The sequence below is a fragment of the Mesorhizobium sp. L-8-10 genome, assembly GCF_016756635.1.
Lineage (GTDB): Bacteria > Pseudomonadota > Alphaproteobacteria > Rhizobiales > Rhizobiaceae.
Genome location: NZ_AP023263.1, coordinates 3,389,337 through 3,410,950 on the forward strand (window position 1 = coordinate 3,389,337; position 21,614 = coordinate 3,410,950).

Consider the following 21,614-nt stretch of genomic DNA (forward strand, 5'->3'; position numbering starts at 1 on the left):
TCGGCGACATTGCGCGCTATGCCGATGCGGCGTGATCGCTCGATATGCGGACGTTGAGCTTGCCGATCTTCCCGGGGCCGCCAGCGCCGATGAGCGCGCCGGGCAGGCCTTCGAACCCGGCGATCTCCGTGGAAGGAGCGACCAGCCGTCCGTCCTGGAGGAGCCGTGCGAGCTGGGCCTCGGCCTCGAGCCGGCGGCAATAGTGATCGAACACCAACAGGAATCGCGGCTTTAGCCCCTCCTGGCGGCAATGTGCGCGCAGCCCGTCCGACATGAAGGAATCGTGCCTTTCCGCCGGAGCGCCCGGACGCGCATCGCCATAGGCGGAGAGGTTGCCGAAGTGATACCAGCGCCCGCCGCGGCCCATCAGCGGCAGGACCGCGCGGCTGACATCGCCGCCGACCGCATCGGAATAGAGCTGGACCCCTGACGGGCATGCCGCATGAAGTGCCGCGGCCATATCAGGCGCGCGGTAGTCCACCGCTGCGTCGAGGCCCAGTTCGTCAAGCAGCCAACGGCACTTCTCCGGACCGCCGCCGATGCCGATCACCCGGCAGCCCTTGAGCTTCAGCAATTGGGCGATGAGGGAGCCGCAGGCGCCCGTGGCGCCGGCCACGACCGCCGTCTCACCCGCTTGCGGTCGCAAGACCTCCTCCACACCGAACCACGCAGTCATGCCGGTGATGCCGAGAACGCCGATGAGATCCGATTCCTTATACCCTTCGCTGCATCGATGCCAATATTCGTGGCGGTCGTAGGAGTTGATGACGGCATAGTCCTGCCAGCCGAAATCGCCATGCCAGAGATCGCCCGGCCGGAACCGCGGGTCCGTGCTCTCGACCACCTCGCCGATACCGAAGCCGGCCATGACGTCATCAGGGGCAAGCTGCGGGCGATAGGCCTGCATGGCGAAGTAGAGCCGGTTTGCCGGATCGATCGACACGAGCCGCACGCGAACCAGTGCCTGACCCTGACGGAGCTGGGGAGCAGGCTCATCGCGACGCTCGAAGTTCGATGCTGAAAGCTGCCCTTCGAGCATGCGCGCGTAGACCCAGCGACGGTTCAGGGTCGCCATGAGGACGTTCCTTTCTGCTCACAAAACTGGATGAGATTGCCGTCCTGATCGTAGAACAGGAAGGACTTGCCGTTGATGGCCCATGGCCAGACATAGTTGGTCTGCGTCTCGTAGCCGGCCGCGCGGATCCTTTCGAACCAGCCGTCGATATCCTCCACCTGGAAGCCGAGTTCGTGGATGCCGGTATGACGGTATCGGAGGTTCTGCGGCGGCGTTCTCTCGATTTTCGGCACGAGCGGACTCTGAAGCTCGATCATGGCCCCGTCGGACGAGGTGAGCAGCGCCATCTCGGAACGGGCGCCCTCGACGCCGAAGATGTCATCCAGCGTTTCCGCCGGCATGCGTGTGCCGGACTGGCCCCTGCGGCCGTCGGGAATGAACCCGCGATGGGTTAGGGTGAAGCCGAGGACGTCGATCCACAGGCGAAGCGCCTCGTCGATATCCGAGACGAAGACGCCCATATGGTGGAAGCGCATCATCAGTAGACGAACTTTCCGGCGGGGTGGGTGGCCGAGATGCCGCCGTCGACCGGGATCAACTGGCCGTCGACATAGGCCGCGTCGTCCGAGGCCAGGAACGCGACCACCGCGGCCATGTCGTCGACATGGCCCGGCCGCTGCATGGGCGTCAGCATGCCGAGGCGGTCCTCCTTTCCCGACTTGCGCGCCCAATCGAACATCGGCTTCGTCAGGCCGGTCTCGGTGAGGCCGGGCAGGATCGCATTGACGCGCACTTTCCTGCCCGCGAAGGCGCATGCCGCCGTCATGGTGAGATGGTTCACGCCGGCTTTGGCCGCCCCGTAGGCCTCGGTGCCGCCGCGCGCGCGCAGCGAGCCGGTGGACGAGTTGAGGATGATCGACCCGCCGCCATGCTCGGCCATGTATCTGCCTGCAAGCTTGCAGGCGATGAAGGCGGTGACGACATTGTCGCGGAACATGCCTTCCCATTGCTCGGCCGTCTGCTCCAGGAAGGGCTTTACCGAGTCGGTGTTGCCGGCATTGGCAAAGAAGATCTCGAGCCCGCCGAGTTCTGCCGCGCACCGGTCGATCGCGGCCGCGATGCCGGCCTCGTCGCCTGCGTCGGCGACATGATGGATGCACGTCCCGCCCGCCTCGGTCACGAGCGCAACCGTTTCCTTCAGAGGGGCCTCCCGCCGGCCGACCACCATGACGCGGGCGCCCTCCTGCGCGAGCCGCGCGGCGCCGGCGCGGCCGATGCCGCTGCCGCCACCGGTGATGATCGCGCGGCGTCCATCGAGACGACCCATGCGCTCCTCCCTTTGCGTTTCATGTGTCGCGCGCATTGTAAAGTACGCAAGATGAAAGTAAACTAGCTATCTGTTTTTGAGGAGGAGAAATGCGGTGACTGGAAAGCTCGACCACATCGGCATCTTCGTCGAGAGCCTCGACAAGGCGCTTCCATTCTACGAGGCGCTCATCGGGCAGGGGGCTCCCATCATCAAGGAGGTACCCGAACTCGGGCTCCGGCTCGCGTTCTTCCACAAACAAGGCGGCCTGCCCATCGAACTCGTCGAGGCGACCGGCAAGAGCGAGATGAAGAACGGGGACGTCGTGGTCGCGCTCGAGGTCGAGGACCTGGAAGCCGAGATCGCGCGGCTGAAGGCGGCAGGCATCAAGGCCCATCACCAGAAGCCTACGGAGAACCTGCCGCTGCATCGGGGCTGGATCACCAAGGGCGACGGCCACGGCACGATCGTCGAGCTGTGCCCGAAAGGCGAGGTGGCGCGCTTCGTGTTCGACGAGGGCCGATAGAGCTTTTCCGCCTTTCTTCGAATCCTTCGAATCGGAGAAATGCTAACTCTTTGTTTTTCACGCAATTCCGGACGCAAAACCGCTGCGCGCATTGCTGGAATTGCTCTAGCGCCTGTGGCTTCCCGGTTTCCGCGCGGTTCACGAAAAGCTGCAAGATCAACCCCGCGGGCGGGGTTGATCCGTCTGGGACGCAACCGAACGGGTCTGTCTACTCTGCCGGCTGCAAGGCGGGTGTTTCCACCGGCGTTTGCCCGCCGCCCCCGAGCGCGTCGTTCAGCTTCGCCAGGTCGAGTTCGTTTTCCCACCGGGCGACGACGATCGTCGCGACGGCATTGCCGATGAAGTTCGTGAGCGCCCGGCATTCCGACATGAAGCGGTCGATACCGAGGATGAGAGCCATGCCGGCGACAGGCACGGAGGGAACCACCGAGAGCGTCGCGGCCAGCGTGATGAAGCCGGCGCCGGTGATGCCGGCGGCTCCCTTGGAGCTCAGCATCGCGACGAGCAGGAGCAGCAGCTGGTCGCCCAGAGACAGCGGAATGTCGACCGCCTGCGCGATGAAGAGCGCGGCGAGGGTCATATAGATGTTGGTGCCGTCGAGATTGAACGAATAGCCCGTCGGAATGACGAGGCCGACGACCGAGCGCTTGCAGCCGGCCCGTTCCATCTTTTGCATCAGCGCCGGCAGTGCCGCCTCGGACGACGAGGTGCCGAGCACGAGGAGCAACTCCTCTTTGATGTAGCGGATGAGCGCCAGGATCGAGAAGCCGTTGTATCTGGCGACCGCGCCCAGAACCACGAAGACGAACAGGAATGCGGTGATGTAGAAGGTGGCGATCAGGAAGGCGAGGTTGGCCACCGAGCCGATGCCATATTTGCCGATGGTGAAGGCCATGGCGCCGAATGCGCCGATGGGCGCGGCCTTCATCAGTATGGCGACCAGCCGGAAGATCGGGGTCGTCAGCGCCTGCAGGAAATCGACGACCGGTTTTGCCTGCTCGCCGACCATGCCGAGCGCGATGCCGAAAAGGACCGAAAGGAACAGGACCTGCAAGATGTCGCCTTCGGCGAACGCGCCGACCATGGTCTGCGGGATGATATTCATCAGGAAGCCGGTGATGGTCGATTCATGCGCCTTGGTCGCATAGGTCGCGACGGCGTCGGCATCGAGCGAGGCGGGATCGATATGCATGCCCGCGCCCGGCTGGATGACGTTGGCGACCACCAGGCCGACGGCGAGCGCGAGCGTGGAGAAGGTCAGGAAATAGAGCATGGCCTTGCCGGCCACGCGCCCGACCTTCTTGAGATCGGACATTCCGGCGATGCCGGTCGCGACCGTCAGGAAGATCACCGGGGCGATGATCATCTTGACGAGCTTGATGAACGCGTCGCCGAGCGGTTTGAGGCCGGCGCCGAAATCGGGATAATAATGGCCGACGAGCATGCCGGCGACGATGGCCACGATCACCTGGACATAGAGGTGACGATAGAACGGCAGGGGGGCACGCGTTTGCGTGACGGCAGGCGAGATGTGCACGGCTTCCTCCTTTCGCACCCCGACCGGAAACCGGCTCTTCCCGGGGTGGCTTGCTGCAATCGAAAAGGACGTGAGCAAGCCGCGTGCCAACCAGCGCTCATTTCGATAAGCCATTGGATAATTTGATATATCTCGCTGGCTGCATGAAGCGCGGCGATACCGCTGTGCGAATTTCCGCACATCGTGGATGGCGTTGCGTGCGGTTTCATGCTCAAAATCGCCGATGATCAGGGCCACGACGACCGGCATCTCGACCGACCTCTCCCGCGCGGCGCGGCGCCAGTGGCTCGTGTTCGCCATCGCCCTGCTGCTCATGTCGATCGCAGCGCTTTATGGAGCCGGGATATACGGCCGGTCGGCAGCGCTCTCGACGCTGCGAGAGCAGGGCCGGACCGAGGCGAACCTGAAAGTTGCCCTGCTGCGGGCCGTCCTGGAGCGCCCGCGCGCCCTGCCATTCCTTCTTGCCCGCGACCCGGATGTGGAGAACGCCCTGACCGGTGCCGACCCTGCCGGACGTGCGTTGCTCGACCGCAAGCTCGAAGAGCTGGTGGCCGGCACGAGCGCAGCGGTGATCTACGTCATCGACAGCAAGGGGATGGCGATCGCGGCCAGCAACTGGCGGGAGCCGACGAGCTTCGTCGGCAGCAACTATTTGTTCCGCGCCTATTTTTCCGATGCGATGAAGGCGGGAACCGCCGAGCAGTTTGCCATGGGCTCGGTCAGCAAACGGCCCGGCCTCTACATCTCTCACAGGATCGGCCCGGCTACGTCACCCCTCGGCGTGGTCGTCGCCAAGATGGAGTTCGACCGGCTGGAACAGGACTGGCAGGAGACGCAGCGCCCGTCCTATGTCGTCGATGCCGATCACGTGGTGCTGATCACCAGCATCCCTTCCTGGCGTTTCATGACCACCGAGCCGCTGCCGTCGGAAAGCCTCACCGCCATCCGGGAAAGCCTCCAGTTCGGCGAAGCCCCGCTGGCGCAGTTGCCCTTCGAGCGGGCCGGCGCAACCGACCTCATCCGCGCGATACTGCCGGGCGGCGGGGCAGAATCCTATCTGCGTGTCGCCGCGCCCGTCGCCTCGACGCCCTGGCAGTTTGAATATCTCGTGCCGGTCGCCGGCGCGATCGCCGCCGGCATGCGCGAAGCAAGGCTGGCGGCTCTGCTCGCGATCGGAGCGATCACGCTCGCCGCCGCGATCTGGCTGCGCCGCCGCCAGACGGCGCTCGCCGACGCCGCCCGCGATCAGGCCGCCCGCGAAGAGCTCGAACGCCGTGTGGACGCGCGGACACGAGACTTGAGCCTCGCCCGCGACCGCCTGCAGGCCGAAATCGTCGATCATCGCGAAACCGAAACCAGGCTCCAGGCCGTGCAGCAGGATCTCGTGCAAGCCAACCGCCTGGCGATCCTCGGCCAGATCGCGGCCGGCGTCGCGCATGAAATCAACCAGCCGCTCGCCACCATCCGCGCCTATGCCGACAATTCGAAGGTCTTTCTGGCGCGCAGCAGGCCGGAGCCCGTGCTCGAAAATCTCGGCCTCATCGCGGATCTGACCGAACGGATCGCCAAGATCACGGAGGATCTCAAGGCGCTCGCCCGCAAGGGCCGCTCCGGCGAGGAGGCGGTCGAACTGCGGGAAATCGTCGACGGCGCGGTCATGCTGCTGCGCAGCCGCTTCACCGGCCGGCTCGACCGCCTGGCCATCGCTCCCATGCCCGGGGGCCTTGACGTCATGGGCAATCGGCTGCGGCTCGAACAGGTCTTCATCAACCTCTTCCAGAATGCGCTGGAGGCCGTCGAGGACAAGGCCGACGGCCGGGTCGACGTCTCGGTCGCGGTCGTGGATGCGGAGGTCGTCGCCACGGTGGCCGACAACGGCCCAGGCATTTCCCCCGCCATCCTGGCCTCGCTCTTCGAACCCTTCAACACCTCCAAGGAAAAGGGCCTTGGGCTCGGCCTCGTCATCGCCAAGGACATCGTCGCCGACTATGGCGGGCGGCTGGAGGTCGAAACGGATATGCGCGGCGCCCGCTTCAGGGTCCATCTGCGAAAGGCCCAAGCATGACCTCGCCCGTCCTTCTGATTGACGACGACAGGCAACTCCTGCGTGCCACGGCACAGACGCTGGAACTGGCCGGCTTCGACGTTACCGCGCTCGGTTCGGCCGCCGAGGGGCTCAGCCTCGTCGATATGAACTTCGCCGGCGTCGTGGTCTCCGATATCCGTATGCCGGGCATTGACGGGCTCCAGCTTTTCGAGCGCATCCGCGACGTCGATGCGGAGATTCCGGTGGTCCTCGTGACCGGTCACGGAGACATCCCCACCGCCGTCAAGGCGATCCAGGACGGCGTCTACGACTTCATCGCCAAACCCTTTCCCGCCGAGCGGCTGATCCAGTGCGTGCGACGCGCCGCCGAAAAGCGCGGCCTAGTGATGGAAAACCGCCGCCTGAAGGAAGCGGCGCGGCAGGCGGAGGAAGACTTTCCGCTGATCGGCCAGACGCCTGTCATGGACCGTCTGCGCCAGATGCTGCGCCAGATCGCCGATACCGATGTCGACGTGCTGGTGACCGGCGAGACGGGCAGCGGCAAGGAGGTCGTGGCGCGACTTCTGCACGGGTGGAGCCGCCGCTCCAAGGGCAATTTCGTCGCGCTCAACTGTGGCGCGCTGCCGGAACAGGTAATCGAAAGCGAACTCTTCGGTCACGAGCCGGGCGCCTTCACGGGCGCCCAGAAGAAGCGCATCGGCCGCATCGAGCATTCGAGCGGTGGCACGCTGTTCCTCGATGAACTGGAAAGCATGCCGCCTTCCACGCAGATCCAGATGTTGCGCGTGCTCGAAATGCGGGAAGTGACGCCGCTCGGCACGAACGAGGTGCGGCCGGTCGACATCCGCATCGTCGCGGCGGCCAAGGTCGATCTCGCCGATCCCGGACAGCGAAAGACGTTCCGGGAGGATCTCTACTATCGCCTGAACGTCGTCTCGCTTTCCATACCGCCTCTGCGCGAGCGTCGGGAGGATGTTCCGCTTCTCTTCAGCTATTTCGCCGAGCGCGCCGCGCGGCGCTTCCAACGCGAAGCGCCCGCGCTTTCGGACGAAATTCTGCGGCACCTCGGCGAGCACGATTGGCCCGGCAACGTGCGCGAGCTCTACCATTTCGCCGAGCGTGCCGTCCTGGGCCTGGTGCCGAAAGCCGCCGCGCCGGCGGCGGGCACGCACGGTACGAGCGATTCCGGCACGCTTCCCGAACGTCTGGAGCGGCTGGAGGCGGAGATCATCCGCGACACGCTTTCGGCCCATGGCGGGGATGTCCAGGAAACGATCGCCGCCCTGGGTATTCCGCGCAAGACCTTCTACGATAAGCTCCAGCGTCATGGGATCGTCCGGCGGGACTTTTCGGGCAAAGGCGAGGCGTGACGCGCTGGCGCCAGTTCCGCGGCTTGCGGTACGTCGATCCAGCGCATGTCCCTTTTCCCGAAACCGCTGCATGTTTTTGGGGAGAGATGCTTCAGATCTTCTTCGTGCGGCCTTCCCAGAACGGAGCGCGAAGGACGTTTTTCTGCACCTTGCCCGCCGGACCGACCGGCAGCGGTTCGTCGCGGAAGGTGATCCCTTTGGGGCATTTGTAGCCGCCGATATGTTTGCGGCAATGGGCGATCAGCTCGACATCGGTCGCGGTCTGGCCGGGCTTGAGGACGACGATGCCGTGCACCGCTTCGCCCCATTCCTCCGACGGCACGCCGACCACCGACGCCTGCATGACGGACGGGTGGCTGTAGAGCGCTCGCTCCACCTCGATGGAAAAGACGTTCTCTCCGCCGGTCACGATCATGTCCTTCACGCGGTCGGCTACATATAGGTAACCATCCTTGTCCATGTAACCGGCGTCTCCCGAGAACATCCAGCCGTCGCGTAGCGCGGCGGCCGTTTGTTCGGGCTTGCCCAGATACTCCCGCATCAAATAGTCGGATCGCATCGCGATCTCGCCGAGTTCGCCGCGCGGCAGATCGTGGCCATCCGGGTCGACGATGCGAATTTCGACACCGGGCGCCGGTTGGCCGCAGGCGGCGATGCGATGAGCCCTCGGCCCGTCGAAGACGTGGTCGCGCCAGCGAAGCATGGTCGCGAAACCGCCGGTCTCGGTCATCCCGTAGATCTGGTAGAAGCGCCAGCCAGGCAGCTTGCGCGCAGCCTCAGCCATCAATTCACGCGGCATCGGCGAGCCGCCATAGACGAGCGTGCGCAGGCTCGAAAGGTCGTAGCGGTCGAAGTCCGGGTGGTTGAGCATCATCGTGATCATGGTCGGCACCATGACGGCATTCGTGACACCGTGTTCGCTAATGGCCTGCATCATCGCGACCGGCTCGAACTTGGGCAGGACGACGTGCGTGCCGGCGCACAGCGTGATGTAGAGGGCGGCGTTCGCGGCGGAGAAATGGAAGAAGCCGCCGACATAGGCGAAGCTGAGATCCTCGATATCAGGCAGCATGGCGAGATAGGCGACGGTCGCCTGGGTGAGAGCCTGGTGCGTGAACGCGACCCCCTTCGGGTCGCCGGTGGTGCCGCCGGTGTAGAACACGGCGTAGAGGTCCTCTCCCGTCCGCCCGGCGTCTTCCGCGGGCTCGCTGGCCGCAATGAGGTCTTCGTAGGACAGCATGTCCTCGGGCGTACCACCCTCGCCCATATAGATCAGCGCCTCGAGCGGAAGTTCCCTTGCGAGTTCACGCGCCTGCCCGACGAAGTCCGTCCCGACGAAGAGAACCTTCGCGCCGCAGTCCTTCAGGGCATAGGCATTTTCGGCTTTCGACCAGCGGACGTTCATCGGCGCGAAGCAGCCGCCGGCATGAGGAATGGCGTAGAAGAGTTCGACATACCGGTCGGAATTCATGGACAGGACGGCCACGAAATCGCCCGCCGCCAGGCCGAGCTTCTTCAGTGCGGCTGCCAGCCTGGCGGTACGTTCAGCGAACTCCGTCCAGCTTCGGCGACGTTCGCCATAGACCGTTGCGGTTCCTTGGGGATTGAGCGTCGTCGCCTGCCGTACGAACTGGGTGATCTGCATCTGTCCTCCTCCATCGCCGAACCAGCCGGCCGCATGTCGGCTTTGGCCTCACACGTCGCTTTCGGGCGTCGTGGCGGCGCATTGCCTCCCGATAAGCGGCCGCGCGGCTTGCGCGTCGTTTCAATTACAGTTAGCATGATTACAGTATTATAGCGAACAAATTGAGGTCAACCGTGCACGGACCGCTCACCGGGGTCAGAGTCGTCGAACTGGCGGGACAGGGGCCGGCGCCTTTCGCATGTGCCATCCTGGCGGATTTCGGCGCGGACGTCGTGCTGATCGACCGGTCGCCGGCATCTGGGTGGGAACCCGACATTCCGCGGGCATACGACTTCTATATGCGCAACAAGCGCTCCGTCGCGCTCGACCTGAAGTCTTCGGAAGGCATGGCGACGGCGAAGGCGATGATCGCCAGGGCGGATGTTCTCGTCGAGGGCTATCGGCCCGGTGTCGTCGAGCGGTTGGGGCTCGGGCCCGAGCCATGTCTGGAAATCAACCCGCGTCTGGTCTTCGCGCGTATGACCGGCTGGGGTCAGGACGGCCCTTACGCACAGGAAGCGGGCCATGACATCAACTATCTGGCCCTGACCGGCGCGCTCCATTCCATCGGCTCCGCCGAGTTGCCGCCTCCGCCGCCCCTGAATCTGGTGGCGGATCTCGGCGGCGGGGGAATGTTCCTTGTCGCAGGCATCCTCATGGCGCTGCTCCATGCACGGGAGACCGGCCAGGGCCAGGTGGTGGACTGCGCCATGCTGGACGGCGTTTCCCAGCTCATGTCCGCTTTCCACGCCTTTCGCCAGCAGAGCAGCTGGTCGGGCCGCCGGCAAGACAACATCGTTGATGGAGGCGCGCACTATTTCGGCACCTATGCGACCAAGGACGGCAGGTTCGTTTCCGTCGGTGCCATGGAGCCACAGTTCTATGCGAATCTTCTCGAGGCTCTCGAGATCGATCCCGCGCAATTGCCCGACCGTGACGACCGCTCAAACTGGCCTTTCCTGCGGCAGCGGTTCGCACAAGTCTTCGCGATGCGCACCCGCGCCGAATGGGAAGAGCGCATGAAGGGCAGGGACGCCTGCTTCGCGCCGGTGCTGTCGATCGACGAGGCCTGGAGCCACCCACAGATGCAGGCGCGGGGCACCTTCGCCGAATTCGGCGGGCTCAACTATCCGGCGCCGGCGCCGCGCCTCTCTACAACGCCCGGCAGCCTGCGCAATGCCGCGCCCGAGCCCGGCGCCGACACGAGCGCCGTGCTCGCCGACTGGGGAATCGAACTGACGAGGAAAGCATGATCTTCAACGACGACCAGACTGCGCTCAGGGAGGCCGCGGACCGGTTTGCCAGGGAGGTCCTGCTTCCCGGCTACCAGAAGCGCGAGAACCAGCCGTTCGACCGCGACCTCGCTCGCGAGATGGGTTCGCTCGGCTTCATCGGAACCGATCTGCCGGAGGAACTGGGAGGGCTGGGTCAGACCTCCATCACCACCGGCCTCGTGGCGGAGGCGCTTGCCTATGGTGATTTCAACATGTCGGCGCTGCCTGTCAATGTCTCGCTCAACGCCGCCGTCCTGCTGCAGTACGCGCCCAAGGCGATCGCGCGGGAGTGGGTGCCGAAGATGATTGCCGGCGAGAAGCTGATGGCGATCTGCCTCACCGAGCCGCGCGGCGGATCCGACGCGGCGCGCATCGAACTGAGGGCGCGCAGGCGCGGCGGCGACTATGTGCTCACGGGCGAGAAGACGTCGATCACCTTTGCCGATTGCGCCGACATCTTCCTGGTGTTCGCTCGCACGGGCCGTCCGGAAGACGGTGCGAAAGGCGTGTCGGCCTTCTTCATCCCCGAGGGCACGCCCGGGATTGCCCGGCTCAAGTTCAACGACATCGGCCACCGGGTCGTCGGTCGGGGATCCCTGTTCTTCGAGGACGTCGTGCTCCCGGAAGAATACAGGCTCGGGCCGGAAGGGACCGGCTTCACGCAGGTCATGCACGGCTTCGACTATTCGCGCGCGCTCATCGCGCTCGAATGCGCAGGCGCCGCGAAAGCCTCGCTCGATGAGGCATGGGCTTACGTGAAGGACCGTCAGGCCTTCGGCCGGCCGATCGGGCAGTTCCAGGGGGTGAGCTTTCCGCTTGCCGAGGGCGAGTCCATCATCGAGGCGATCCGACAGCTGGCCTATCATACGCTGCAACTGCGCGAGGCCGGAATGCCGCACACGTCGGAGGCCGCGATGTGCAAATGGATGGGTCCCAAGCACGCGATGGAGGTGATCCACAACTGCCTGCTCGCCACCGGCCACTACGGCTATTCCTTCGACCTTCCGCACCAGCAGCGCATGCGCGACGTCATGGGCCTGCAGATCGGCGACGGCACCGCCGGAGTGATGAAGCAGATCATCGCGCGACAAAAAATCGGGCGCGCCGCCGTCCCCTACTGAAGACCGGTTGTTCAGCGCTGAACAATTAATAAGCTAGCACATTTTTTGTTGGCGTATTTAAAAAAGATACGCTACTGTATGATGAGCTTCCAGACGGTGTTGGCACATTGAATCGTGTCTGGACGCGCCTTTGGCGGGCCGGGTCGGGCGAAGCTGAAGAAAATATCCTTAGTGAGGGAGGAAGCACTATGGCGTTCAGAAAACTCAAGGCAGCAATCCTGTCGGGCGTGGCAGTCACCGTGACGGCTTTGCCGGCCGTTGCCGACGTGAACATTCTTTATCTGTCCGACATGTCGGGCCCGACATCCGTGCTGACCGGCGAGTCCAGCCAGCGCGCGATCGAGATGGCGATCGACGATTTCGGCGGCGAGGTGAACGGCGAGAAGATCGTGCTGAATGTGGCCGATCATCTGTCGAAGCCCGATGTCGGGCTCGGCATCGCCCGCGAGTGGGTCGACAAAGACAAGGTGGACCTGCTGTTCAGCGTCGACCAGTCGGCGGTTGCGCTTGCCGTATCCGACCTCGTGCGCGACAAGAACATAGCCTATGTCCACGGCGCGTCCAGCACCGCGCTCACCAACGAGAAGTGCGGACCCAACCAGGTCCAGATGCTGATGGACAGCTACGGGCTGTCACGCGCCATCACGATTCCTCTTATCGAGGCCGGCCGCAAGAAGTGGTACTACATCACGGTCGACTATGCGTTCGGCCAGGATGTCCAGGCCAAGGGCGAGGATGCGATCAAGGAAGCGGGTGGCGAGTTCCTCGGCGCCTCCAAGCACTCGCCGCAGACGACCGACTTCTCCGCATTCCTGCTCGAGGCAAAGTCGAAAGGCGCCGAGACGATCGGGCTGGCGACGTTCGGCGCCTGGCAGGTGGCCATCGCCAAGCAGGCGCAGGAGTTCGGGCTGGACATTCCGCTGGCGCCATACTTTCTCGGCGACACCGACATCAAGGCGGCCGGGCTCGACAGCTTTCAGAATGTTGAGAGCGCGATCCAGTTCTACTGGGACCAGAACGACAAGACGCGCGAATTCTCCAAGCGCTACCAGGAGCGCTACAGCCGTCCGCCGACCTTCACCAACGCGATGCACTACGAGTTCATCACCCATTACCTGAAGGCGATGAAGGAAGTCGGCAAGAAGGACGCCACCGAGGTCGTCAAGAAGATGCGCGAGATGCCGATCCAGATGATCAATGGCGACACCGCCACGATCCGCGAGGACGGCCGCACGATGCGCCCGATGTATTCCTACATCACCAAGACCCCGCAGGAGAGCACCGGCGACTGGGACTTCATGAAGATCACGGGCAAGATCGACGCCGACAAGATTGCTCCGCCCCTGTCGGACAGCAAGTGCCCGCTGGTCAAGGGTTAAAACCGGGCTTCCGGGGGAGGTGGTCCTTCCCCGGAATACCTTGCCGTCCTTGCGAACCGGGACGGCGCGGGTTGCGAAAACCGAGGAGGAACGGTTGACGGACGCGGTACTCAGGGTTCGAGGCATCACGAAGAGTTTCGGCGCCTTCAGGGCGGTGGACGGTGTTGACCTCGACATAGCCGAGGGCGAAATTCACGCCCTCATCGGCCCGAATGGCGCGGGCAAGACGACCTGCTTCAATCTATTGACCGGAAGCCTGCCGCTCACGTCGGGCGAGATCAGCCTGCGCGGCTCTCGCATATCAGGTCTTCCGATGGACGAGATCGCCCGTCGCGGCATAGTCCGTTCCTATCAGATCTCGTCCATCTTCCCGGACTTCACCGCACTGGCCAATGTGCGGTTCGCGCTCCAGCAGAAGCGCGGGACCAATTTCGACTTCTGGCGTTCGGAGCGCAGCCTCGAGCAACTCCATGGCCCAGCGCTGGACCTGCTCGACCAACTCGGGCTCGCGGACTGGGCGCAGATGCGCGCGGGCGATCTTCCCTACGGTCGCAAGCGCGCGCTGGAGATCGCCACGACGCTGGCGCTCGACCCGCAGATCCTGCTGCTCGACGAGCCGACATCAGGCATGGGCCGTGAGGATATCGGCCGTGTCGTGGAACTGATCCGCAAGGTGGCGAAGGGACGGACCGTGATCATGGTCGAGCACAATCTCTCGGTTGTCGAGGGGCTCTGCAATCATGTCACCGTGCTGGCACGTGGCCGCGTGATAGCCTCCGGCATCTACAGCGACGTGTCTCGCGACGAAAAGGTCGTCGAGGCCTATCTCGGAGCCGGTCATGCTTGAGATCCGCGGCCTCAATGCGTGGTATGGCGAAAGCCACGTGCTGCACGGCGTCGACATGGACGTTCCGGCGGGCAAGGTCGTTTCGCTGCTGGGCCGCAACGGCGCCGGCAAGACGACCACGATGCGCACGATCATGGGCATGATGGGCAGGACGGAGGGCGCCATCAACTACGGCGGCGTCAATCTCCTGGCGTTGCGGCCGGACCAGATCGCGCGAAAGGGAATCGCCATCTGCCCGGAAGACCGCGGCATCTTCCCGTCGCTCACCGTGTCGGAAAACCTGTTCCTTCCGCCAATCGTCGCCAAGGGCGGAATGGATATCGATCGCATCTATGCTCTCTTCCCCAACATCAAGGAAAGAGCATCCAGCCGCGGCACGCAACTCTCCGGCGGGGAGCAGCAGATGCTGGCGATCGCGCGCATTCTGCGAACCGGCGCGCGCCTATTGCTGCTCGACGAGCCGACCGAGGGACTGGCTCCGGTGATCGTCCAGCAGATCGCGCGCACGATCCGCGAAATCAAGGCACTTGGCTACACCATCATCCTCGTCGAGCAGAATGCGCACTTCGTCGAGGGTCTCGCCGACATCCATTACCTCATCGAGAACGGCGTGATCGTAGACCGTCTCGAAGGCGCCGAGTTCGCGGCCAACATCAGCCGCGTCGACAAGCTTCTAGCGGTCTAAGCAGGGTTCGGAAAAGTGTCCCACGGTTTTCCGTCAAAACCTGCGGCAAGAGAAGAGGCTAAGCAGGTGAAGCGTGGGCGAAGCCACGCAAACCTGCTTAGAGGAAGACGAGGTCTGACATGGACATCAACCTGATCCTCACCCAGATGACGCTGGGCCTGGTGAACGGGGTCTTCTACGCGATCCTGTCGCTCGGCCTTGCGATCATCTTCGGCCTGCTGGGCGTCATCAACTTCGCGCATGGCGTGTTCTTCATGCTCGGCGCATTCATCGCCTACGCGCTCGGCCAGTGGCTCGGCATCGGCTACTGGGGTGCGATCGTCATCGCGCCGCTGGCGGTAGGCATGCTCGGACTATTGGTCGAGGTGGTTCTCATCCGCCATCTCTACCGTCTCGACCATCTCTACGGGCTGCTGCTCACCCTCGGCCTGGCACTGTTCGCGGAAGGCTTCATCCGGATCACGTTCGGGCCGCAGGGGCTGCCCTATTCCGTGCCGCCGAGCCTGCGCGGGGCAATCAACCTTGGCTACATGCTGCTGCCGACCTATCGCGCCTGGGTGGTGGTCGCGGGCATCGTCCTGTGCCTTGCGACATGGTTCCTCATCGAGCGCACGCCGCTCGGGGCGAAGCTGCGGGCGGCGACGGACAATCCGACCCTCGTCCAGGCCTTCGGCATCAACGTGCCGGTGATGCTGACGCTGACCTACTCGGCCGGCGTCGCGCTGGCGGCGGTCGGCGGCGTGATGGCCGCGCCGATCCTCTCGGTCGATCCGTCCATGGGAACGAGCATCGTCATTGTCGTCTTCGCGGTCGTCGTCATCGGCGGCATGGGCTCCATCTTCGGATCGATCGTCACGGGCCTCGCCCTCGGCCTCCTCGAAGGTCTCACCAAGGCTGTGCTCCCGCAGGCCTCCTCGACCGTGATCTTCGTCGCAATGGTGATCATCCTCGTGCTGCGTCCGCGCGGCCTCTTCGGGAAAACAGCATGAGCATCGTACACTCCACCCCGATCAGCGGCGCCGCCGGCGAGAGCGGCGCGCAGTCCGGACAACTTCTAGGCTTTACCCGCTCCCGCGCGATCTTCTTCCTGCTGTTCGCGGCGTTCGTGGCGATCTCGCCGCTGTTCCTCTATCCGATCTTCCTGATGAAGGTGTACTGCTTCATCATCTTCGCCTGCGCCTACAACCTGCTCCTGGGCTACACCGGCCTCATGAGCTTCGGTCATGCCGCCTTCTTCGGCATGGGCGCCTATCTTTGCGGCTACGCGGCGACCCAATGGGGCCTGCCCTTCGAGTTGTCGGTGCTGACGGGGACCATCTTTGCCGCGTTCCTGGGCCTCTTCTTCGGTTGGGTGGCGATCCGGCGCACAGGCCTCTATTTCGCTATGATCACGCTGGCACTCGCGCAGATGGTCTATTTCGTCGCCATGCAGGCGCCGTTCACGGGCGGCGAGAACGGCATCCAGTCCGTTCCGCGAGGTACACTGCTCGGGCTCGTCGACCTGTCGTCCAACATGGCGCTCTACTGGCTGATGGCGGTGATCGTGCTCGCCATGCTCGCCTTCTACAACAGGATCGTCCATTCGCCGTTCGGGCAGGTGCTGCGCGCCATTCGCAACAATCCGGAGCGCGCGAAATCGCTCGGCTACGATATCGATCGATTCAAGCTTGCATCGTTCACGATTTCGGCGGCGATGGCGGGTTTTGCAGCCTCGCTGAAGACGGTCATCTTCGGCATCGCCACGCTCACCGACGTCTCGACGGTGGTCTCGACCGAGGTTGTGCTGATCAATCTGGTCGGCGGCATCGGCACGATCTTCGGTCCGGTCGTCGGCAGCTACATCATCCTGTCGCTGGAGCATTTCCTTGCCCCGTACGGACCCTGGGTGCTGCTGATCCAGGGCATCGTGTTCATGCTCTTCGTGCTCCTGTTCCGCCAGGGCTTGGTGGGGGAACTGCAGAAGAAATTGCGAGCCCATCTGTAGTCGGGAATGTAACGAGATCAGGCGTCCTACGCCGCGTGTTCGAAAATGCTGCGCTGGCGATGTTGTCCTGTAGCGGCTGGCTCCAGCAGGTCTTTGCCGGAAGCCGTGGAACGTGCATATGCTTGGGGCTTCGCTTCCGGCCGGGCGCGCTAAAAGAGCTCCGGCACCTCGCAGCCGCGAGTCATGCCCGGCAATCACTTCCGATTGCCGGGCAGTGCGGCTCAGTTCATGTTCACCTGCCCTCGAACCGGGGCTTGCGGCGTTCCGCGAAGGCGCTCAGCCCTTCGCGGGCGTCGTGCGTGGAAGCGAGATGAGCCAGCGCCTGGGCTTCATGTTCGAGCTGGGCTTCGAGAGGTTCCGTGCGAGCCGACAGGAAGGTGCGCTTGATGGCGCCATAGGCCAGCGTCGGCCCGGCGGCGAACTGCTTCGCCATCGCCTCGGCGGTTTCGGACAGATCGGCGGCGGGCACGACGATATCGACGAGCCCGGCCGCCATAGCCTCACTCGCCTCCAGCACTTCCGACAAAAGCAGGAAGCGCTTGGCCCGGGCAAATCCCATGCGGTTCGTCAGTGATACGGTGGAGCCGGAATCCGCGCAGAAGCCGATCATTGAGAAGGCCGCGTTGAGCTTCACGCCTTGCGCGGCGATCAGGATGTCGGACATGGCGGCGAGCGACACGGCACCGCCGGCGACGTCGCCATGCAGCGCGCAGACGACAGGAGCGTTCATGCGCTGGAAGCGGACGATCGCCATATGCACGTCGGCCGTCCACGACTTCACAATGCGGGGCAGTTGCGAAAGGTCCTTGGTGAAAGCGCGGATATCGCCGCCGACTGAGAAGAACCGTCCCTCGGCGGTCAGCAACACTGCACGGACGTCGTCGCGGGACGAAAGCTCCACCGAAAGGTCGCACATGTCGCGGCAGAAGCCGCCGTCGAATGGATTGCCGCGTTCCGCCTGGGTGAGCCTCACCCGGGCAATGCCGCCCTCGACAAGGCAGACGAGGGTCTCCATCGACAATTCGTTCATTCCAGGTCTCCTTCCTCGCTTCATAAGTTAATTAACATACTATACTGTAGCGAATTAATTACAAGCGCGGCTATGGCGAAGGGAGGTGACATGGAGCAATCGTTGGAAGAAGACGACCCGCCCCAAGGCTTCTTCATCCTCGGCGAACGGCCCGAGGTCGAAGTCTTTGCCGGCCCGTTCTACGAACGGCTGTTGGCAGACGGTCAGCGGCAGCTCGGCTTTCGGGTCACTCCACGCAAGCTGAACAAGATGGGTGTCTGCCATGGCGGCGTGCTGGCGTTGTTCGCCGACATCCAGGGCGGTCCGTTGAAGCGAGCTCTGAACCTCGCCGTCGATTCCCCCACCATCAATCTGAGTATGGATTTCGTGGCATCAGCCCCGCGCGGCTCGTGGGTGCAATCGCAGCCGCAACTGGTTCGGCAGACAGGAGGGCTATTGTTCTTCGAATCGAAACTCCACGCCGACGGCGAACTCTGCGCGCGGGTGAGCGGCATCTATCGGCTGAAGCCGAACGGCCACGGTTCGTCGCGACGTATCAGCTCTTCGGCTTGACGAAGCCGCGCTCAGCGGCGCGGCGGGCAAGCCCTCCGGTTCCGAGCATGAAGGTCTGGGTGCGATTTTCCAGCTCGATGGCCGCCTGCAGGCTGCCGATTTCCAGGTTCGCCCACATGCCGCGCTTGGTCATCCAGGTTCCCATGCGGCCGTTTTCCGCAATGGATCGCGCCAGGGCTCGTGCCTGGTCCAGAAGTTCGTCCGGATGGACCCGGCGGGCAATCAGACCGATGCGCTCGGCTTCGTCCGCCTCGACCATCCGGCCTGTCAGCATCATCTCGAAGGCCCGTGTCGTGCCGATGGCGCGAGGAAGCAGCCAACTCACCCCGACATCGCAGCTCGACATGCCCACCCGGATGAAGGCCGAACTGAAGCGCGCCGCGGCCGATCCGATCCGCGTGTCGCAGGCGAGAGCGAGGCCGAGACCCGCGCCGGTCGCCGCCCCGTTTACCGCGGCGATCGTCGGTTGCGGGATGGCACGGAGCCGTGTGACGAGAGCGCCGAAGCGCTCCTGCCGGCGGGCCCAGAAACCCTCGTCCTCCTCGTCACCGCCGGAGGCGAGCGAGAGGTCGAAACCGGAGCAGAACCCGCGGCCCGACCCGGTGATCACGACGACCCGCGCCGAGGATCGCGCGATGCCGTCGAGCGTCGCGAAGAACGCGTCGATCATGTCGTCGCAGAGCGCGTTCAGCTTCTCCGGACGGTTGAGGGACAGGGTGACTATCCCTCCTTGTTCCGCAACGCTGACCGTGCTCATCGGCCCTGACGTTCTTTTTCCTGCGACTTTTTGAGCGCTTCGCGCGCGGCGGCCCAGTCCTGCGCTCCCATCGTGGAGAGTTCCGCGAAAGTCGAAGGCGCCGTCAGGCGATGACCGCCGTCGATCGGGATCGTGGCGCCGTTCACGTAGGAGCACTCGTCGAGCATCAGGAAGATCAGGATGTTGCGCAACTCGTCCATGTCGCCGTAGCGCCGCAGGGGAACCTTGTCGGGCTGGGTCGCTCCGACCGAGGAGCCGGGGATCGGGTTGAGCTTCTCCCAAGCGTTTTCCGTCGGGAAGGGGCCGGGAGCGACGGCATTCAGCCGGATGCCCTTGGGGCCCCACTCCACCGCCAGCGACATGGTCATCGCGTGGATCGCGGTCTTCGCCATTGCGCAAGGCACGACATAGGCCGATCCGGACCAGACCCAGGTGACGAGGTTCGAGATGACCGTGCCGCCGATGCCATCGGCGATCCAACGCTTGCCGCAGGAATGGGTGGCGTAGAAGCTGCCATCCATTACGGTCGCGCGCACTGCGTCATAGGCCCGGTGGGAGATCGACTCGGTGGGCGCGATGAAATTCGCCCCGGCATTGTTGACGAGCCCCGTAAGAGGACCGCCTGTCCATAGATCGGCGACCATCGCGTCCACGGCTTCGGCGTCGCGGATGTTGACGATCCGGTATTCCGCCGTGCCGCCGCTGCGCCGCTCGATCTCCTTGCAAGCGTCTTCCAGAACCTGTTCGCGACGGCCGCAGATCGCCACATGCGCGCCATGAGCGGCGAAGCCTACCGACATCTCCTTGCCGAGGCCGGTGCCTCCGCCGGTGACGAGAATGCGCTTGCCTTTCAGCACATCGCTGCGGAACGGGCTCATATTTCCTCCCTCGGGTTACGAACGGACCTTAGCGCAGACTTGATTGCATGTCTAACGTATAGTACGCAAGTTTACGAGATTGAGGTTCTGCAACAGAGGAGGAGGGCGCATGACCGGCCTGCCAGAGATGACCAATTTCGGGACCAGCCGCACCGAAGACGGCATCCTCCATCTCGTCTTCGACATGCCCGATCGTTCGATGAACGTCTTCTCGAACAAGGCCATCCATGAGATCGAAGCTTTCGCGGACTGGCTCCGGCGCTCCGACATCCGCGGCGTGGTCGTCTCGTCCGGCAAGAGCAATGCCTTCTGTGCCGGCGCGGACCTGAGCGAGCTGTCGCAGGCCTACGACATGATCATGGCTTCGCCCAAAGACCAGCGCGACGCCAGGACCGTCGCGCACTTCTCGCCGATCGGGCGCGCCTTCCGCAAGCTGGAGACGGCCGGCAAGCCTGTCGCGGTCGCCGTGCACGGCCTCGCATTGGGTGGGGGCTGCGAGCTGATGCTCGCCTGCCACCATCGAGTGCTCACCGACACGAAGGAGACACAGATCGGATTGCCGGAATCGCTGGTCGGCCTTCTGCCCGGCGGTGGCGGCACCCAGCGGCTGCCCCGGTTCACTGGTGTCGAGAAGTCCCTTGGCGTGCTGCTCGACGGCGCACGCTTTGGCGCGCGGGAGGCCGTCGCGATGGGGGCGGCGAACGCCGCGGTTCCGCCCGGTCAGGAAATCGCAGCCGCCGAGGCCTGGGTGCGTTCGAACCCCGAGCCACGGCAGCCGTGGGACAGGGCGAACTGGAAGGGCTTCGGCGCGGATGAGGTGGTGGCGGTGACCCGCCCGGTCCGAGAGAAGCTGCTGCGGGAGACCGGAGGTCACTACCCTGCCGAACTCGCCATCCTCGATTGCCTCGATCGCGGACTGGCAGGGACCATGGATGAAGGCATAGCCGCCGAGGTCGATGTCTTCAAGGATCTCGTGCAGCGCATCGAACCCCGGAACATGATTGCGGTCATGTTCCTCGGTCGGGTTGAATACGACAAGCGCCGTCGCAAGGAAGCCCTTCCGGAAGGGCTGGATGCGCTCGCCGCCGAGGTGAAATCGGCGATGGAGAACAAGGCGACGGCTTTGGGCATCCTCGGCGCGGATGCGTTGAAATTCGCCGGCGTCGGTGGCGCCGCGCCGGGGGATGTCGCTGCCGCCAGCACCATTGCCGCGAGGCAGCCGCAATGGTTCGAGCAGCCGCAAGGCGACCTTGAGCGGGGCGCGCTGGCGATCCTGGCCGCGGGCGCAAAGGCGGCCGCGAGCCGCGCGGATCAGTTCTCTGCGGAAGACAGGAACATGATCGACTTCCATTGTCAGCAGGCCGCCGGCTTTCCGCGCTATCTCGGCGGGCCCTTCACCTTCCTCGCCCGCTTTGGCGAGGCGCGCTGCGACGAGCTCGCGGCAGCCTGATGCCAACGGTCGATGAAATCGCCCGTTGGAGCGCGCGACCGCGCGCCGCGCCCGTCAGAGCGCCGCGTGTCCACTTGGACGCGCAAGGACGCTCTGCCACTAATAGGTGCCGCATCGTGCTTTCCGAAAATCGCGTACGATTTTTGGGCCGATGCGGTAGCGCGAAAGCCAA

The 21,614-nt window shown here is 64.3% G+C and carries 20 protein-coding genes; 12 read left to right on the forward strand and 8 right to left on the reverse strand.

Going from position 1 to position 21,614, the window contains the following annotated elements; genetic code table 11:
* Nucleotides 1-16: 16 nt before the first annotated feature.
* The 3 genes from JN280_RS15680 to JN280_RS15690 are packed head-to-tail and all read right to left on the reverse strand — an operon-like array spanning nucleotide 17 to nucleotide 2,342.
* Nucleotides 17-1,075 carry an MDR family NADP-dependent oxidoreductase gene (locus JN280_RS15680; RefSeq protein WP_202313372.1) on the reverse strand — a complete coding sequence of 353 codons (1,059 nt, stop codon included), beginning with the start codon at nucleotides 1,073-1,075 and terminating at the stop codon, nucleotides 17-19.
* Nucleotides 1,063-1,554, reverse strand: a complete 492-nt coding sequence (locus JN280_RS15685) for a VOC family protein (RefSeq protein WP_202313374.1) — start codon at nucleotides 1,552-1,554, stop codon at nucleotides 1,063-1,065. The genes JN280_RS15680 and JN280_RS15685 overlap by 13 nt, the downstream gene beginning before the upstream one ends.
* Nucleotides 1,554-2,342, reverse strand: coding sequence for an SDR family NAD(P)-dependent oxidoreductase (locus tag JN280_RS15690; protein WP_202313376.1), 789 nt, complete (start codon nucleotides 2,340-2,342; stop codon nucleotides 1,554-1,556). Before JN280_RS15690 ends, JN280_RS15685 begins: the two co-directional genes overlap by 1 nt.
* 94 nt (nucleotides 2,343-2,436) lie before the next feature.
* On the opposite strand from JN280_RS15690, the gene JN280_RS15695 reads away from it, so the two are divergent.
* Nucleotides 2,437-2,847 carry a VOC family protein gene (locus JN280_RS15695; protein ID WP_202313378.1) on the forward strand — a complete coding sequence of 137 codons (411 nt, stop codon included), beginning with the start codon at nucleotides 2,437-2,439 and terminating at the stop codon, nucleotides 2,845-2,847.
* A 208-nt stretch (nucleotides 2,848-3,055) separates the two neighbouring features.
* Here the strand turns inward: JN280_RS15695 and JN280_RS15700 are convergent, their stop codons facing one another.
* On the reverse strand, nucleotides 3,056-4,384 hold the full coding sequence (locus JN280_RS15700; RefSeq protein ID WP_274609084.1) for a dicarboxylate/amino acid:cation symporter: 1,329 nt from the start codon (nucleotides 4,382-4,384) through the stop codon (nucleotides 3,056-3,058).
* Nucleotides 4,385-4,607: 223 nt separating this feature from the next.
* Between JN280_RS15700 and JN280_RS15705 the strand changes: the two genes are divergently transcribed.
* Both JN280_RS15705 and JN280_RS15710 read left to right on the forward strand, forming a co-directional pair.
* Nucleotides 4,608-6,449 (forward strand): sensor histidine kinase, encoded by a 1,842-nt coding sequence (locus tag JN280_RS15705; RefSeq protein WP_202313382.1) that lies wholly within the window; start codon nucleotides 4,608-4,610, stop codon nucleotides 6,447-6,449.
* Complete coding sequence (locus tag JN280_RS15710) at nucleotides 6,446-7,801, forward strand: sigma-54-dependent transcriptional regulator (protein ID WP_202313384.1); 1,356 nt, start codon at nucleotides 6,446-6,448, stop codon at nucleotides 7,799-7,801. The genes JN280_RS15705 and JN280_RS15710 overlap by 4 nt, the downstream gene beginning before the upstream one ends.
* Nucleotides 7,802-7,892: 91 nt before the next feature.
* Here the strand turns inward: JN280_RS15710 and JN280_RS15715 are convergent, their stop codons facing one another.
* Nucleotides 7,893-9,446, reverse strand: a complete 1,554-nt coding sequence (locus JN280_RS15715) for a long-chain-fatty-acid--CoA ligase (RefSeq protein WP_202313386.1) — start codon at nucleotides 9,444-9,446, stop codon at nucleotides 7,893-7,895.
* A 173-nt stretch (nucleotides 9,447-9,619) separates the two neighbouring features.
* On the opposite strand from JN280_RS15715, the gene JN280_RS15720 reads away from it, so the two are divergent.
* The 7 genes from JN280_RS15720 to JN280_RS15750 all read left to right on the forward strand — a co-directional run bounded on the left by JN280_RS15720 (nucleotide 9,620) and on the right by JN280_RS15750 (nucleotide 16,775).
* On the forward strand, nucleotides 9,620-10,738 hold the full coding sequence (locus JN280_RS15720) for a CaiB/BaiF CoA transferase family protein (protein ID WP_244743348.1): 1,119 nt from the start codon (nucleotides 9,620-9,622) through the stop codon (nucleotides 10,736-10,738).
* On the forward strand, nucleotides 10,735-11,880 hold the full coding sequence (locus JN280_RS15725) for an acyl-CoA dehydrogenase family protein (RefSeq protein WP_202313388.1): 1,146 nt from the start codon (nucleotides 10,735-10,737) through the stop codon (nucleotides 11,878-11,880). Before JN280_RS15720 ends, JN280_RS15725 begins: the two co-directional genes overlap by 4 nt.
* Before the next feature lie 188 nt (nucleotides 11,881-12,068).
* Nucleotides 12,069-13,259: an ABC transporter substrate-binding protein gene (locus JN280_RS15730; protein WP_202313389.1), complete on the forward strand. Its 1,191-nt coding sequence runs from the start codon at nucleotides 12,069-12,071 to the stop codon at nucleotides 13,257-13,259.
* A gap of 94 nt (nucleotides 13,260-13,353) precedes the next feature.
* On the forward strand, nucleotides 13,354-14,106 hold the full coding sequence (locus tag JN280_RS15735) for an ABC transporter ATP-binding protein (RefSeq protein ID WP_202313390.1): 753 nt from the start codon (nucleotides 13,354-13,356) through the stop codon (nucleotides 14,104-14,106).
* The gene (locus JN280_RS15740; RefSeq protein ID WP_202313391.1) at nucleotides 14,099-14,791 is read left to right on the forward strand and encodes an ABC transporter ATP-binding protein; all 693 of its coding nucleotides are present in this window, start codon (nucleotides 14,099-14,101) and stop codon (nucleotides 14,789-14,791) included. The genes JN280_RS15735 and JN280_RS15740 overlap by 8 nt, the downstream gene beginning before the upstream one ends.
* Nucleotides 14,792-14,910: 119 nt before the next feature.
* Nucleotides 14,911-15,780, forward strand: a complete 870-nt coding sequence (locus tag JN280_RS15745) for a branched-chain amino acid ABC transporter permease (protein ID WP_202313392.1) — start codon at nucleotides 14,911-14,913, stop codon at nucleotides 15,778-15,780.
* Complete coding sequence (locus JN280_RS15750) at nucleotides 15,777-16,775, forward strand: branched-chain amino acid ABC transporter permease (protein ID WP_202313393.1); 999 nt, start codon at nucleotides 15,777-15,779, stop codon at nucleotides 16,773-16,775. The genes JN280_RS15745 and JN280_RS15750 overlap by 4 nt, the downstream gene beginning before the upstream one ends.
* A 232-nt stretch (nucleotides 16,776-17,007) precedes the next feature.
* Here the strand turns inward: JN280_RS15750 and JN280_RS15755 are convergent, their stop codons facing one another.
* Nucleotides 17,008-17,805, reverse strand: a complete 798-nt coding sequence (locus JN280_RS15755; protein WP_202313394.1) for an enoyl-CoA hydratase/isomerase family protein — start codon at nucleotides 17,803-17,805, stop codon at nucleotides 17,008-17,010.
* A gap of 102 nt (nucleotides 17,806-17,907) precedes the next feature.
* Between JN280_RS15755 and JN280_RS15760 the strand changes: the two genes are divergently transcribed.
* Nucleotides 17,908-18,357: a PaaI family thioesterase gene (locus tag JN280_RS15760; protein ID WP_202313396.1), complete on the forward strand. Its 450-nt coding sequence runs from the start codon at nucleotides 17,908-17,910 to the stop codon at nucleotides 18,355-18,357.
* Here JN280_RS15760 and JN280_RS15765 read toward each other — a convergent pair.
* The gene (locus tag JN280_RS15765; RefSeq protein ID WP_202313398.1) at nucleotides 18,341-19,114 is read right to left on the reverse strand and encodes an enoyl-CoA hydratase/isomerase family protein; all 774 of its coding nucleotides are present in this window, start codon (nucleotides 19,112-19,114) and stop codon (nucleotides 18,341-18,343) included. The two genes, JN280_RS15760 and JN280_RS15765, sit on opposite strands and share 17 nt — an antisense overlap.
* Nucleotides 19,111-19,992, reverse strand: coding sequence for an SDR family oxidoreductase (locus JN280_RS15770; protein WP_202313399.1), 882 nt, complete (start codon nucleotides 19,990-19,992; stop codon nucleotides 19,111-19,113). Before JN280_RS15770 ends, JN280_RS15765 begins: the two co-directional genes overlap by 4 nt.
* A 109-nt stretch (nucleotides 19,993-20,101) precedes the next feature.
* Between JN280_RS15770 and JN280_RS15775 the strand changes: the two genes are divergently transcribed.
* Entirely contained in the window at nucleotides 20,102-21,442 is a 1,341-nt protein-coding gene (locus JN280_RS15775; protein WP_202313400.1) for an enoyl-CoA hydratase-related protein, read from the forward strand.
* The last annotated feature ends 172 nt before the right edge of the window (nucleotides 21,443-21,614 follow it).